Here is a 13,797-nt window from a genome sequence, read left to right on the forward strand (position 1 = left end):
GAGCGTCGCCGGTCGAACTGTACGGAAGGTTGTCATGTCATCTGCGGCGCCAAGGTCTGAGCAGGATCCCATCACCATTCTCGAAGAGCTGATGGCCGCGCGCTTCTCCTGCCGCAGATTCCAGCCCGAGCCCGTGCCGCGCGCCACCATCGAGCGCATCCTGACGGCGGCGCAGAAAACTGCGTCCTGGTGCAACAGCCAGCCGTGGCGTGTCGAGATCACCTCTGGTGCGGCGACCGAGGCTTTCCGGAAGGTGATGTATGCGGCGGCCTCCAGCGGCAAGGCGGCGTCGGGCGACTTTCCTTTCCCGCGCGAATACACCGGCGTCTATCTGGAACGGCGGCGCGAGAGCGGTTTCCAGCTCTACAACGCGCTCGACATCCCGCGCGGCGACAAGGCGGCTTATGCCCGGCAGGCGCTGGAGAACTACAATTTCTTCGGCGCGCCGCATGTGGCGGTCATCCACAGCGACGAGGCGCTCGGCACCTATGGCGCGATCGATTGCGGCGGCTACGTCACGAGCTTCATGCTGGCGGCGCAGGCACTCGGCATTGCCACCGTGCCGCAGGCGGCGCTCGCGTTTCACTCCGACGTGGTGCGGCAGCACTTCGGGCTTGGCGCCGACCGCAAGGTGGTCTGCGGCATCTCGTTCGGTTGTCCCGATCTCGGTGACAAGGCCAACTCCTACCGCACCAGCCGCGCCACGGTCGCCGAAACGGTCCGCTTTCACGACGAATAACTTCCTGTCCGTAGGTCGCACGCGCGTATTTGTTGCCGGCGGAGTTCCGTTATCCGGGACTCCGGAGGGGGCGAGACGCCCCACGAGTCCATTTTTGTAAACCGAGTTTGCTGAACAGGGAGCAGCTCCGGCGGCGGCGCCATGATTTTGCCGAGGTGTCGTCCACGTTCGGCGAGCGTGTTTCGGCAACGATGCTCGTGCCCTCCTGTCCGACCTTCACATCGAAAGCCGCCCTGAAATCAACAGTTTGTGTCTGCGATGCACCAATCGAGACGCGCCGCTGCAGGGACCGGACGTGTTGCGAGAGTCGGTGCAGGAGCGCTAATGGCTGCTGTTGGTCGAATTGGGCGCGCACTTTTCCTTCAGCTCGTGGGCTTCAAGCAATGATATTGACAAAATTCTCTCTAACATTTTGAGTTGCATCGCCCGAGCGTCAACGATGCAAAATTGCAGACGCTCGATGATCTTCTCGATTGAAGGTTCAGTCACGGCTCAAAACCTGAAGTGTCAGCGATGGATTCCATGAACACGCCGTCCAACCTTTATGCCCTCGAGGTGGACGAGGCGACGCTCCTTGGTCACCGCCTCTTGAAGGCTTTCCATAAGCTCAGGCTGAAGCGGCACAGGGAACAGATCATTGCGCTGGCTGAGCGGCTGGTGGAAGATGAAGAAAGATATCCGGCAGGGCCTGGCGGCTGACGTCTTCGAGCCCCTGCCACGTGAGGGTTGGCCGCGTCAGGCCGATCTGCTCGCAGAGTGACTTCCATGTCGTTTCATCGCAGTCGACGAGCACGGCCATCACCGACATCCCGTCCATCATGTGAGGTACGCCGAGCGGCCGCGCCTTCCAGCCGCACTTCTCGAACCGCGGCAGCCACCAGGTTTCGAGCACGATCGAAAAGCCGGTCAACCCGATCGAGATGCCGTACTCCATGATTGCGGTGAGCAGCAGCATGTCGATCCGCGGGCCGGCATGCTCGCCGCGGCGCTCCGGGATCACGAAGATGCGCGACAGTTCGTAGACGTCGGGGCGCTGGATCGGGCCGCGCAGATTCAGATACGGGAAGATGTCGCTCATCAGCGTCGGCAACTGCGTCGGCACCGCGCGCATCGAGCCGATCAACTGGCCGTTGTCGATGCAGAACAGATAGACCGAATCCTCGGTGTCGAACTGATCGATCTCGCGCCCGTCGGGACGATCGAGCGCCATCCACTTGCGTTGCTTGACGTAGATCTCGTGGCGCAGCCGGTAATACGGATCGAAATATTTCTCGTACAGAGCGCGATTATCTTTTCGAACGACATGAATCTCAGGCATCGAAACCCCCGGTCGTCTGAATCAAATTGGGGTTTGCAGATTGCCGATGCGCTCGAATTGATCCAGTGGGAGAAACGACAGATCAGATCGAGATCTCGCCGTTGACAAGAGCGGTCGCAACCGTCGCCGTCTTGTTCTTGGTTGCTAGCTTGCGTTGTGCTTCTTCCAGATGCCACCGGACGTTGCGTTCGGAGACACCGAGGATGCGCGCCGTCTCCCACGCGGTCTTGCCGCGCGCCGCCCAGCCCAGCACCTCGGCCTCGATTCGCGACAGGCGTCGGCTCTGGTTGCTCGCGGCGGAGCGCGCCAGTGCGCGAAGCCTGCTGTGCGTGAAGATGCTGATCAGGTGCAGCGCGCCCCGCGCATCGGGAGCGAGATTCGGATTTTCGCCTGCAATGCTGACGGCGCCCACGGCATCGTCGTAGTGGATGGGAACGCAGAAGCCTTCGTTCAATCGGAAGTCCTTCGCGCGCGTCATCACCTCGTGCGCGCCGGGCTCGTCCTCGCGGTCATAGGGAGCCTCCGACCACGCAAATGGATTCAATGTCGAGATGCAGTGCCGCGGAATCGGATCGCAGCGGTGAAACTGCTCGCGCGCATACATGTCGAACCATTCCCGCGGCCAGCCGTTGGCGAGAATGGTTTGCTGCAGCGATTGGCCCGAGGTCGGCACGCCGGCCATGATGTAGGCGTGAAAGCCCAGGTTGCTGATCATCTTCTCGAACTGGGAGAGCACGCTCGCGCTGGTCTTCGACGCTTCGATCGCATCGACGTACTCCAGAGCTCGTCGTCCCCAATACGCGTCCATCACTTGCATGTGAAAGTCTCCGCCCGTGGTTCAAGCTAGCCACGGACAAAAGGCTGTCAACCGCAAATTGGAGATTCAGGTCGATAGTTCGTTGAGCGTGTGTCAGAACACCGGCTGGATACAGACGTTTGCATGCAAAATTTATCAGTTCGGGGCGCGGCTGCGCTCAGAATTTCGGCGTTCTCTTCTCTGCAAACGATTTCATGCCTTCCTGGATTTCGGCGCCGCTCATGCTGTCCCGATGCCTGCGACGAGCCGCCGCATCGTCGAGGGCTCCGCGTGCAAACTCGTTGATGGCGCGCTTCATGCCGCGCATGGCCTGCGGGGCGTTGCCGGCCAGAATGGCCGCCAACCGGTCGACCTCCGCGTCGAGCGCATCGGCCGTCGCCACGCCGGTGAGATAGCCGATGCGCAGCATCTCGGCCGCGTCGATCTTCTCCGCCGTCAGGAACAGACGCTTGGCATTGTCGATACCAAGGCGGGACACGTAGCGCTTGATGCCATTCGGGTAGTAGTGCAGCCCGAGCCGCGCTGCCGGCATGAACATCTCGCTGGTATCGACCCCGATCCGGAAATCGCAGGCCAGCGCCAGATCGGTCGAGCCGCCATAGACCCCGCCGTTGAGCCGGCAGATCGTCGGCAGCGCGAGGTCCTCCAGCCGGTCGACGACCTCCTCGAATGCCGGGCTGGAAGCCTCGGCCGTATCCGCCGGCGTTGCGCCGATGGCGCCAAGGTCGAAGCCGGCGCTGAACGCCCGCCCGGTGCCGGTCAGGACCAGCACGCGCAAGGCGGCGTTGGCCTCGACCCGGTCGAACAGCGCCAGCAGCTCGCCGAGATCCTCCGGCTGGAGCCGGTTGAGATGCTGCGGACGATTGAGCCGAATGGTGGCGCGTGCGCCGTCGATGGTCAGGAGCGGCATGCTCGGTGCGTCATCGGCCTGGCTGGTCCGTCCTGTCGTCATGTCCTGTTCTCCATGGTTCGGCGCCTGGCCTCGGCATCGATGCTCTGCGCCAGATCGGGGTGGCGTGCCATCAGCACGCGGAAATCGACGAGGTCGAGGACCAGCAGCTTCGACAGTCCGGTCGTGCTGATGTCGGCCGAACGCAGGTTGTTCCCGAGCAGCGCCATCTCGCCGAAGAACGCGCCCTCGCCGAGCCGGACCTTCTTGCCGGGAAGGTCGACCTCGACCTCGCCGGCGGCGATGAAATACATGCAGTCCCCCGGCTCGCCCTTGCGGATCACGGTGGCGCGCGGCGGCAGGTCGATGGTGCGCAGCATCTGCGCGACGTCGGCGATCGTGGCGGGCCCGAGGCTGGCGAAGAACGGTACCCTGCTGACCGATTCCCAGGTCTTCAGAAAGTTGTCGCGCCGGGTTTCCGCGGCGAAGCCGGTCGCCAGGATGCCGGTCCATAGGCCGAACACGCCGAGGCCGGAGATCATCACCGTGGCGGCAACCACCCGCCCGAGCGGCGTGATCGGCACCACGTCGCCATAGCCCGTGGTGGTGAGGGTCACGACGGCCCACCATAGCGCGGAGGGGATGGTGCCGAAGGTGGCCGGCTGCTCGTCATGTTCGAGCGCGTATTCGGCGACCGATCCGAGAAACAGCACCAGCAGGAACAGCACCAGCACCGACAGCAGCGGGCGTGCTTCGACCACGAGCACCCGGCGGAGCTGGCGCAGGCCAGGCACGCCGGGGATCACCTTGAGCACCCAGATGACCGCCAGCAGCCACGCGGTACGTGACTCCATGCCCGAGACCAGCGCAACCGGCACGGCGAGGGCGGAGAGCGTGTCCAGCAGTCCCCGGCCCGACATCAGGTAGGCGGCGGCGCGATGCGCCCGCACGGCCTGCTGAACCCGAGCGGCCCATTCGACGACGAAAAAGACAAGGCATCCCCACAGCAGGGCGATGATCCAGCGCCCCCCGGCCTCGTAGGCGGGGTCCATCGTCAACAACACCATGGCGCTCATGCCGAGCGCCACGGCCACATAGGCCGCTCTGGTCATGTTGCGTCCGGTCAGCGCGGTGACGAATGCCGCCAGGGCAGGGTGCTGCGGTTTGGTCATTGCGGGCGGGCGTCAGTCGCTGATCTCAGAGCCGCAGGAGATCGCGGCGGCGTCAAGGTGCCCCGATCGGGGGAATCCCGTCAACGATGCGGGTGGATCGGTTTTGCAGCGTCATCCGGCAGGTCCAGCCGTTCTACTTCGAGCGGGGAATTTTTCCGTACCGGCTCAAATACCGGTTCAAACGTCGTCTGTTCGCCGTATATCAGAGGTCGGCATGGACACGCTAAATTAGGCAAAAGGAGGCTCGGAACCGAGCCTCCGCCCTCCTGCGTCCCAAGAGTCTGGTTGATCCCGATGGATACCTCACACCTGGTCGAACATGCGGGCGCCGCCGGCAGCCTCTTCGCCTCGATCTTCGTGGTCGCCACGCTGTCGATGCGGACGATGATTCCGCTGCGGGTATTCGCCATCCTCACCAATATCGTCCTGATCGCGACCGCGGTGCCGATGCACAACTACCCGGTCCTGATCCTGCACGGGGTGCTGCTGCCGCTCAACAGCTACCGGCTCCACCAGATGCTGCAGCTGGTCCGCGACGTGAAGCAGTCGGTCAACAGCGACCTCTCCATGGAATGGCTGAAGCCGTTCATGACCGAGCGCAAATGCGGTCCAGGCGAGGTGCTGTTCTACAAGGACGAGAAGGCCGACAGCATGTACTACATCGTCAGTGGCCGCTTCCGCCTGGTCGAATCCGGTATCGAGCTGCCGGTCGGTGCGATCGTCGGCGAGTTCGGCATGATCTCGCCGTCCAATACGCGCACACAGACGCTGGAATGCGTCGAGGGCGGTCTGATCCTGTCGGTCTCCTACGACCAGGTCGAGCAGCTCTACGTCCAGAACCCCGCCTTCGCCTTCTACTTCCTGCGCCTCGCCAGCGCCCGGCTGTTCCAGAACATCGAAACGCTCGAGCGGCGGCTGGCGCAACAGACCACCGCGCCGGCGCCCGTCGCCAAGCCGGCGTGATCCGGGGAGCCTGAAGCCCAGTGGAAAGCGTCCGGTCCTCGCTGCGATATCTGTTCGCCGACGTCATCGGCGTCGACGATGGCGAGCCGCCTTTTCTGCCTCAGGGCCTTCCTGACGCCGCCGTGCCGGCGGTGAGCGATGGCATCCATCTGCTGATGGAGTATCAGGGCGCGAGCTACGCGCAGCTCTATGTCGATCGCATCAAGCGGTTCGTGCGCAGATCGAACGTCGATGCCGGCATGCTGTCTCAGATCGCGCAGCTGCTGGCCGCCCGCATGGCCTACGAGGATCCGATCCGGATCGCCCAGCTCAGATTGATCAGCCTCGACATGGGGAAGCGCCCGGGGGGACGCGAGAGCGACGACGTCAGGAGGTTTCGCCTCGACGAGCTGATCGGTGCGCTGCCGCAAGCCGTGGCGGAATCGTTGCTGGCAGCCTTCGAGCAGATCGGCTGGTTAGGTCGGCGCCGGGTCAAGGTCCGCTTTTCGGTCCGATCGCGGTTGGCCATTCGCCGCCTCAAGCTGATGGCCGGCCTGCGGCGCTGGCGGCTGCAGTCGGTGCGCTATGGCGAGGAGCGCGCCTGGGCCGAGCGGTGGCTGCACATGATCGCGCGCGCGCTGGACAAGCAGCCTGCGGCGGCACCCGCCGTGATCGCGACGGCGACCATGATCCAGGGGCAGGGCGACGGCTACCGGCAGGGTCTCGCCGATTGGCATGCCATCATCGATGGCCTGGCCAAGCCCACCTTCGATGGCGTCCTGCCGATCTCGGATCTCGCCTCCGCCATCGCCGAGGCGCGCGCCGTTGCGCTGGGAGAGCCGGGACAGGGGGCGCTGATGCGGACCATCGCGCAGATCCGGGCGAGGGCGCTCTCAGTGCCGAAGACCAACGCCGCGGAATGACGTCGCCGCGGCGACGGTTGCCGCCGGATGCGCCGCGGCGTAGGTAACATTACCCCCGGCGGGATTGCCGCGAAGGGTAGCAAGGTGCGATTTGAAGTTCCCTTTCGCGTGCAATTCGCTACCGGAGATGTCATAAGCGTCGCATACGCGTCGAATTGGCCGGGTATTCTCATCAGATTGCGCTGAACGCCTCCAGTTCCCCGTGCGTCCAAGGGTTGGTTCCAAGGGTTAGTCGTAGCGAGAGCGTCAGCTTTGTCTTTTCCCTCTTTGTCGTCGCAGGTTCCGGTTGGTGCGCTGGTCGGCTGGATGCTGCTGCTGACCTTCAAGCACATCATTGGCGACTTCGTGCTGCAGAACGCCTGGATGGCCTATGGCAAGGACCAGCGGAAGGGCTGGGCGCTGCCGCTGTTGGTGCACTGCCTGATCCATCTCGCCGTCGCCATGGTCCTGATCTTGATCGTCGCGCCGAGATTCTGGTTCGTCGCCGTGATCGACTTCGCCATTCACATCACGATCGATCGCCTCAAGGGCATCTGCTCGTCGCGGTTCGGCATGAATACCGAGCACCCCTGGTTCTGGACCCTGATCGGCGTCGACCAGGCGCTGCATCACCTCACCGGATTCGGGCTCTCGATCTTCATGGCCGCAAATGGCTGAGCGTTCGGCCACGGTGCGTCGCGGCGAAGCCGCACCGACCGCGGCAGTCCCGTGTCAAGCCGGGGGTGGGACGACCGTTCGGTTTGGTTAACCGGTCATTAGCGATTCGCGCTGCATCGTCGCGTCATGGCAATCAAACCGATGCTTCAAAGCCGCGATGCGTTCGACAGCGATTCGTGCCCGGTCGGCGACGAGCTTCTCGGTGAACTCTACCGTGCCGACGCCAACGGGCTACCCGCGCTGGTCGAGAGCGTCTCCGCCGATGTGAGGGCCATGCTGGCGCTATTCTGTTACCGGCGCACGCATCTTCACCCGCTGGCGCTTGCGATTGCATCCACGTGCAGCGAGCAGGTCCTGTCGCAGTTCGGTGGCCGGGTCGGATCGGTGCTGTATGCGCAGTCCCGCGGTGGTCGGGCGGGTCCGGCCGGCGCGACCTCGAGCCGCAAGCCGATCTCGCTGTCGACCAAGCCACTCTCGGTGATGAAGCCGTTCGAGGACGATCTCGACGACAGCCCCGAGCCGGTCACGGCCTGACTGCCCGTCTTCCTTGCCTTTGTTCAGGCGAGCACGGGCAGCCCGAACTTGCGCCGGGCCATCGCGCATTCGGCGTCACCCGGCATGCAAATGCGGCACACCTCGGGGCGGATCGCGTAGATCCGGCACGCCACGGCGCGCGCGATCTCGCCATCGAGCGCACAGCAGCGGTTGCCGTCGCAGCGCATGCCCGACAGCCGCTCGTTGACCAGCTCGGCCGGGATCAGGTCGAGCGCGGCATCCTCCTCGATCGTGAAGCGCGGCCAGTTCGACGAATAGGCGCAGCACGCGCCGCAGCTCTGACAGGGGCTGCTGTCAGTCTCGCCAGACATCGGTTCAGACATCCTTGGGAACCTCCCACACCAGGCTGCGCCGCCATTTGGCGCGCAGCGCCTCGCGCCTTTCGGGATATTTGTCGTCGAGATAATCCGCCTCGACGACACGGTCGGTCCTGAAGCTGCGGAAGTCGCGGCGCAGCTCGCACCAGGCGGCGAGGATGCGCACCGCGTCATGATAGCCGATCGCGATCGGCCAGATCACGCGCTCGCTGTCGCGGCCCTGCTCGTCGCGATAGCGCAGCCTGATCTTGCGTCCCTCGTGGATCTGCGAGCGCGTGCGCGACATGTCGATGCGGTCCGGCTCGCGCATCCACGGCCGCGGCGCTCGGCTCGCCGGTTCCAGCACGAATGGCCGCAGCCGCTCCGGCACGGTGTCGGCGATCTTGGCCATCAGGTCCTCCGCCGCGCGCGCCAGCACCGGGTCGGCGTTGACCGCGACCCATTGCGCGCCAAGCACCGCCGCCTCGATCTCGTCCGGCGTCAGCATCAAGGGCGGCAGATCGAAACCTTTCTCCAGGATGTAGCCCATGCCGGCCTCGCCGCGGATCGGCACGCGCTGGCCGATCAGGGTGGCGATGTCGCGATAGATCGTGCGCTTCGAGGTCTCGAGCTCGGCCGCGATCGCATCCGCCGTCAATGGGCGGCGCGTGCGTCTCAGCACCTGGATGATCTGGAATAGCCGGTCGGCGCGTCTCATGGTGTGTCCTGCATGGGCGAGCACCCCCGCCGATGCTGACAGGATGCTGGCAGCAGCCTGTCCTTATACCGGGCCAACAACGAGATTGAAGGGGTGATGTCGATGATGATGTTTTATGGCCTTGGCCTTGCCACCACGCTACTGCCGCTGCTGACACCATGGTGGCAGCAGCATGCTCGTAGCGTCCGGCGTCTGCTCAGGAAGTCGGGAGTGCTGTCATGATCACATTGTTCGGTTTGGGCGCGGGCTTCGGCCTGCCGGAGATCAGCCCCTTCGTCACCAAGACGGAGGTGCAATTGAAGATGGCGGGCCTCGCTTTTCGGAAGCAGCGGGCGATGCCGCCGGCATCACCGAAGGGGCAACTGCCCTTCATCGACGACAGCGGCGAGCTGATCGCCGATTCGACCTTCATCCGCGCCCATGTCGAGCGCAAATATGGCTTCGACTTCGATCATGGGCTCGACGTGCGCGCGCGGGCGCAGGCCTGGGGGTTCGAGCGTATGATCGAGCATCACCTGTATTTCGCGCTGGTCGGGGCGCGCTGGGTCGATCCGGTCAACTTCGCCAAGGGGCCGGCGCACTTCTTCGACGGCGTGCCGGCCGACAAGCGCGAGAAGCTGCGCGAGGACGCGCAGTTTCGCGTCGCCGAGAACTATCTGATCTCCGGGCTCGGCCGCCACGCGCCGGACGAGGACGTCGATCTCGCCGCACGCTCGCTGCGCGCGCTGTCGGTGCAGCTCGGCGACCGGCCCTATCTGATGGGCGATCGTCCTTGCGGCACCGACGCGACGGCGTTCGCCGTCGTCGCCGGCATCCTCACGCCGTTCTTCGAGTCCGAGCTGCGCCGCCGCACCGAAAGCTTCGGCAATCTGGTCGCCTATGCCGAGCGCATGATGGCGCAATATTTTCCGGAGTTCGAATGGGGCAGGGCGGCCGAGGCGGCGTGAGCTGATCAGTCGAGTCCCACTCACCGTCATTCCGGGTTCAATCGCCAGTGCGCCGCTGCGCACTGGCGATTGCCCCGGAATGACTAACAAGCCAAAGGCGCGGCCCGCAGCGCGCAGGACCTAGGCGGAGGGCTTGCTCTCGCCCTTCAACCGCGCCAGTTCGGCCTCGAGCTCCGCGATGCGAGCATCGCGAACGGCCAGCGCTTCCGCGACGTCGGCCGCGTCGAACTTCTGCGGGATGTGCTGCGGGCAGTTGGTGTCCCACGCGCTGATCGTGAACAGGATGACGTGCTCGGGCCGCGCCTTGTAGCCTCTCGGCATCAGCGTGGCCGTCAGCGCGGCATCATCCTCCACCACCCGCGCCGTCCCCCAGATCTTCACCCGGCGGCGATGCGCGTAGTCCATGATGAAGATGTAGGCGTGCGGGTTCTCCGACAGATTGCCCTGGGTGATATATTGCCGGTTGCCGCTGAAGTCGGCGAAGGCCAGCGTGTGGCTGTCGAGCACCTTGAGAAAGCCCTTCGGTCCGCCGCGGTGCTGGATATAGGGCTGACCGTCGGCCGAGGCGGTCGCGAGATAGAAGCTCGTGGCCTCGGCGAGGCGGCCGGCGAGATCGGCGTCGACCTCGTGGCGAAAGCCGCGGCTCTGCTCCACATGCGCGTAGCTCTCGCGCGACCCCTTGCGCGCCTGGATCGCCTTGGCGGCGGGTGAGAACATGACGTCGCCGGGTGCCTGGATGGTTGTCTGGGTCATCGCAATGACTCCTTGTCGCTGCGGCAGTGACTGCCGCCGTGGAGCCAATATGGTCCCAATCCCGTTCGGAAATAATCTGGCCAGTTGACATTGGATCGTTGCGGATGCTGCAATAATCCCATGGACCGCATCGATGCCATGCAGGCTTTCGTCACCGTCGCCGAGCTGAACGGCTTCGCACCGGCGGCGCGCCGGCTCAAGCTGTCGCCATCGGCGGTCACCCGTTTGGTCGCCGCGCTCGAATCGCATCTTGGCGTCCGCCTGCTGCAGCGGACGACGCGCTCAGTGACGCTGACCGATTCCGGACGACGCTATCTCGACCGCGCCAGCCGCATCCTGGCCGATCTGGCGGAGGCGGAGCGCGCCGCGGAGAGCGAGCGCCTGCAGCCGGTCGGGCGGCTGGTGGTCTCGGCGCCCGTCGGCTTCGGCCGGCTCCATGTCGGTCCGGTCATGGCCGCGTATCTGAGCCGCTATGCCGAGGTCGCGGCCGAGCTGCGCCTCGAGGACCGCCAGATCAATCTGGTGGAGGACGGCGTCGACTGTGCCGTTCGTATCGGGCATCTCGGCGATTCGTCGCTCGTGGCCCGCCAGGTCGGCAGCATGCGCCGGATCGTGGTCGGAGCTCCCGCCTACTTCAAGGTCCATGGTGAGCCGCGGACGCCCGAGGCGCTGACGAAGCACCAGACCATCCAGTTCGGTCCGTCCGACGAATGGCGCTTCGTCAAGGACGGCAGGGAACTGCGGATGGCGGTCAGCCCGCGGCTCGTCACCAACAATGCCGACGCCGCGATCCAGTATGCCGAGGCGGGCGGCGGCGTGACACGGGTGATGGCCTATCAGGCCGCGGACACGCTGCGCGGCGGCCGTCTCAAGCGGGTGCTGGCGAAATACGAGCCTCCGCCGCTCCCGATCCACATCGTATTTCCGAGCTCCCGCCTGCTCTCCGCCAAAGTGCGCGCCTTCATCGACCTGATCACCGCAACCTGCGACTGGCGTTTCGACTGAAAGCGACTACGACGCCACACCCCGTCATTCCGGGGCAAGGCCGAAGGCCTTGAACCCGGAATGACGAGTGGATGCGATTGCGCCGGCCTTGGTGCGACGCTGGTCTTGATGCGAAAGATCGGCGGTTTCGATCACCCTTTCTTCGGCACCACCCGGAAGGTCGCGTTCGCACGCGCGATCACGGCGTCGTCGGCCAGCACCAGGCTCTGGACGAAGCAGACGGTGCGTCCGCTCTTGATGACGTCGCTCTCGACGCTGAGCCACTGTCCGGTCCCGGCGCTGCCGATGTAGTCCACCGCGAGGTTGATCGTCACCAGCGACGCCTCCCAGCCAAGCGCCTGGGCGCAGCTATAGCCCATCGCATTGTCGGCCAGCGATGCGATCAGCCCGCCATGGATCAGCCCGCGCGAATTGGTGTGCGGCGTGGCGAGCCGCAGGCCGAGGATGACGGCCTTGTCGGTTTTCTTGGCGTAGAGCGGCTCCCAGGGATCGGTGAACGGGCTCTTGCGGAAATGCGGTTCGAATCCGGCGGGGACGCTGCTCATGCGTGTCTCGATCGTTGCTGGCGATGTCCGCAGTCAACGACATCAGCGCGGATTTTGCACCGCCTACAAAGTTTCAAACGTCTTTTGCGCGGGCGTTTGACACGTTGCGCATCGGATGCACGCGGATGGGTCGCGCGCGATGTCGCCGGGCGTCCGGTGCGGCCCTGCGGCAATTTCGTGGTGCGATGCTCCCGCCGTGCAATTTCGGGTGCAGGCGAGATCCTTAACGTGTTAATGAAATGGCCATGGGCCTGCAACTTTCGTCTGCCAGACTTGCGCTGGCGGGCGCGCTAGGCTCCGCTTGGCGCGTGCACTGGTGGCCAACCTGCCGCCGCGCTTGCAATGATGCTTATATGCTATAACAATGAAGCAAAGGGCCCTCGAAGGCCCACTGATGGAGGAGACGATCCCGATGAGGAAGACGCTTCTGGCGTTGGCTCTGGCCGCCGGTGTGACCCCCGCGCTCGCGCAGGACAAGACATTCGAATTGAAGATCTCGCACTGGGTGCCGGCGAGCCATCCGCTGCAGAAGGCGCTGGAGGATTGGGCCGCGTCGGTCGAAAAGGCCTCGGGCGGCACCATCAAGGGCAAGGTGTTCCCGGCCCAGCAGCTCGGCAAGGCGTTCGACCATTATGACATGGCGCGCGACGGCATCGCCGATGTCACTTATGTGAATCCCGGCTATCAGCCTGGCCGTTTCCCGATCATCGGCGCCGGCGAGCTGCCGTTCCTGATTTCCGACGCCAAGGGCGGCTCGGAAGGTTTGGACGCGTGGTATCGCAAATATGCCGAGAAGGAGATGAAGGACGTCAAGTACTGCCTCGCCTTCGTTCACACGCCGTCGGCTTTCCACACCCGCACCAAGAAGGTCGTCGTGCCCGAGGACGTCAAGGGCATGAAGATCCGTCCCGCCGATGCGACGATCGCCAATTTCGTCACCCTGCTCGGCGGCACCAATGTGCAGTCGTCGGCGCCGGAAGTGCGCGACATCATCGAGCGCGGCGTCGCCGACGGCGTCACGTTTCCGGCGGGCTCGCTGGTGCTGTTCGGAGTCGACAAGGTCACGAAGTACCACATGGATGCGCCGTTCTACGTGACGACCTTCGTGTTCGTCATGAACAAGGACAAGTACAACCAGATGTCGGCGATGCAGAAGAAGGCGATCGACGACAATTGCAACACGGAGGCCGCCGGCAAGGTCGGTGAGCCCTGGGGCAAGTTCGAGGACGCCGGCGTCGACAAGATCAAGGCCGAGTCCGGCCAGGAGGTCTACAAGCTGACGCCGGAGCAGACCGCGTTGTGGAAAAAGGCCTCCGAGCCGCTGTTCAAGACCTGGGCCGATGGCGTCAAGAAGACCGGCGTCGATGCCGAGGCCGCCATGACCGAGCTGAAGGCCTCGCTCGCCAAGTACAAGGCGCTGGCACAGTAGCTTCTTTTCATACCCAAGCTCTTGCGCGGCGGACGGTGCGCTCCCTCTCCCCGTTCCTTACGGGGAGAGGGTTGGGGTGAGGGGCAGCCGCA

General features: G+C 64.6%; 16 protein-coding genes. 8 read left to right on the top strand and 8 right to left on the bottom strand.

Features of this window, described 5'->3' with window-relative positions; all coding sequences use genetic code 11:
* Positions 1 to 91 precede the first annotated feature (91 nt).
* On the top strand, positions 92 to 739 hold the full coding sequence (locus ACQR0W_RS16285; protein ID WP_316169639.1) for a nitroreductase: 648 nt from the start codon (positions 92 to 94) through the stop codon (positions 737 to 739).
* 634 nt (positions 740 to 1,373) lie between these two features.
* Here the strand turns inward: ACQR0W_RS16285 and ACQR0W_RS16290 are convergent.
* The 4 genes from ACQR0W_RS16290 to ACQR0W_RS16305 all read right to left on the bottom strand — a co-directional run bounded on the left by ACQR0W_RS16290 (position 1,374) and on the right by ACQR0W_RS16305 (position 4,935).
* On the bottom strand, positions 1,374 to 2,057 hold the full coding sequence (locus tag ACQR0W_RS16290) for an acyl-homoserine-lactone synthase (RefSeq protein WP_315713741.1): 684 nt from the start codon (positions 2,055 to 2,057) through the stop codon (positions 1,374 to 1,376).
* Between the two features lie 82 nt (positions 2,058 to 2,139).
* On the bottom strand, positions 2,140 to 2,874 hold the full coding sequence (locus ACQR0W_RS16295) for a LuxR family transcriptional regulator (protein WP_315713742.1): 735 nt from the start codon (positions 2,872 to 2,874) through the stop codon (positions 2,140 to 2,142).
* Positions 2,875 to 3,031: 157 nt separating this feature from the next.
* Complete coding sequence (locus ACQR0W_RS16300) at positions 3,032 to 3,826, bottom strand: enoyl-CoA hydratase/isomerase family protein (RefSeq protein ID WP_316169557.1); 795 nt, start codon at positions 3,824 to 3,826, stop codon at positions 3,032 to 3,034.
* Entirely contained in the window at positions 3,823 to 4,935 is a 1,113-nt protein-coding gene (locus ACQR0W_RS16305) for a cyclic nucleotide-gated ion channel (protein ID WP_315825938.1), read from the bottom strand. The genes ACQR0W_RS16300 and ACQR0W_RS16305 overlap by 4 nt, the downstream gene beginning before the upstream one ends.
* 294 nt (positions 4,936 to 5,229) lie before the next feature.
* Here ACQR0W_RS16305 and ACQR0W_RS16310 point away from each other — a divergent pair, with 294 nt between their 5' ends.
* From ACQR0W_RS16310 to ACQR0W_RS16325, 4 genes are all read left to right on the top strand, one after another.
* The gene (locus ACQR0W_RS16310) at positions 5,230 to 5,898 is read left to right on the top strand and encodes a Crp/Fnr family transcriptional regulator (protein ID WP_315713745.1); all 669 of its coding nucleotides are present in this window, start codon (positions 5,230 to 5,232) and stop codon (positions 5,896 to 5,898) included.
* Between the two features lie 20 nt (positions 5,899 to 5,918).
* Positions 5,919 to 6,800, top strand: a complete 882-nt coding sequence (locus tag ACQR0W_RS16315; protein WP_434840712.1) for a DUF6537 domain-containing protein — start codon at positions 5,919 to 5,921, stop codon at positions 6,798 to 6,800.
* Positions 6,801 to 7,106: 306 nt separating this feature from the next.
* A complete protein-coding gene (locus ACQR0W_RS16320) occupies positions 7,107 to 7,457 on the top strand; it encodes a DUF3307 domain-containing protein (RefSeq protein WP_315735691.1) in 351 nt (116 codons plus the stop codon).
* A 141-nt stretch (positions 7,458 to 7,598) separates the two neighbouring features.
* Positions 7,599 to 7,991 (top strand): hypothetical protein, encoded by a 393-nt coding sequence (locus tag ACQR0W_RS16325; protein ID WP_316204347.1) that lies wholly within the window; start codon positions 7,599 to 7,601, stop codon positions 7,989 to 7,991.
* A 23-nt stretch (positions 7,992 to 8,014) separates the two neighbouring features.
* Here ACQR0W_RS16325 and ACQR0W_RS16330 read toward each other — a convergent pair whose 3' ends face one another.
* Complete coding sequence (locus tag ACQR0W_RS16330) at positions 8,015 to 8,335, bottom strand: YkgJ family cysteine cluster protein (protein WP_315713747.1); 321 nt, start codon at positions 8,333 to 8,335, stop codon at positions 8,015 to 8,017.
* A complete protein-coding gene (locus ACQR0W_RS16335) occupies positions 8,328 to 9,026 on the bottom strand; it encodes a helix-turn-helix transcriptional regulator (RefSeq protein ID WP_315713748.1) in 699 nt (232 codons plus the stop codon). The genes ACQR0W_RS16330 and ACQR0W_RS16335 overlap by 8 nt, the downstream gene beginning before the upstream one ends.
* A 218-nt stretch (positions 9,027 to 9,244) precedes the next feature.
* On the opposite strand from ACQR0W_RS16335, the gene ACQR0W_RS16340 reads away from it, so the two are divergent.
* Positions 9,245 to 9,973, top strand: a complete 729-nt coding sequence (locus ACQR0W_RS16340) for a glutathione S-transferase family protein (protein WP_315713749.1) — start codon at positions 9,245 to 9,247, stop codon at positions 9,971 to 9,973.
* A 120-nt stretch (positions 9,974 to 10,093) separates the two neighbouring features.
* Here ACQR0W_RS16340 and ACQR0W_RS16345 read toward each other — a convergent pair whose 3' ends face one another.
* The gene (locus ACQR0W_RS16345) at positions 10,094 to 10,726 is read right to left on the bottom strand and encodes a pyridoxamine 5'-phosphate oxidase family protein (RefSeq protein WP_434840713.1); all 633 of its coding nucleotides are present in this window, start codon (positions 10,724 to 10,726) and stop codon (positions 10,094 to 10,096) included.
* A gap of 120 nt (positions 10,727 to 10,846) precedes the next feature.
* Between ACQR0W_RS16345 and ACQR0W_RS16350 the strand changes: the two genes are divergently transcribed.
* On the top strand, positions 10,847 to 11,731 hold the full coding sequence (locus tag ACQR0W_RS16350) for a LysR family transcriptional regulator (RefSeq protein WP_315713751.1): 885 nt from the start codon (positions 10,847 to 10,849) through the stop codon (positions 11,729 to 11,731).
* A gap of 131 nt (positions 11,732 to 11,862) precedes the next feature.
* On the opposite strand, the gene ACQR0W_RS16355 is transcribed toward ACQR0W_RS16350, so the two are convergent.
* Positions 11,863 to 12,276, bottom strand: coding sequence for a PaaI family thioesterase (locus tag ACQR0W_RS16355; protein ID WP_316172689.1), 414 nt, complete (start codon positions 12,274 to 12,276; stop codon positions 11,863 to 11,865).
* A 412-nt stretch (positions 12,277 to 12,688) separates the two neighbouring features.
* On the opposite strand from ACQR0W_RS16355, the gene ACQR0W_RS16360 reads away from it, so the two are divergent.
* A complete protein-coding gene (locus tag ACQR0W_RS16360) occupies positions 12,689 to 13,705 on the top strand; it encodes a TRAP transporter substrate-binding protein (protein WP_315713753.1) in 1,017 nt (338 codons plus the stop codon).
* Positions 13,706 to 13,797 lie beyond the last annotated feature (92 nt).

The organism is Bradyrhizobium sp. HKCCYLRH1034 (genome assembly GCF_051168375.1).
Classification (GTDB): Bacteria; Pseudomonadota; Alphaproteobacteria; order Rhizobiales; family Xanthobacteraceae; genus Bradyrhizobium.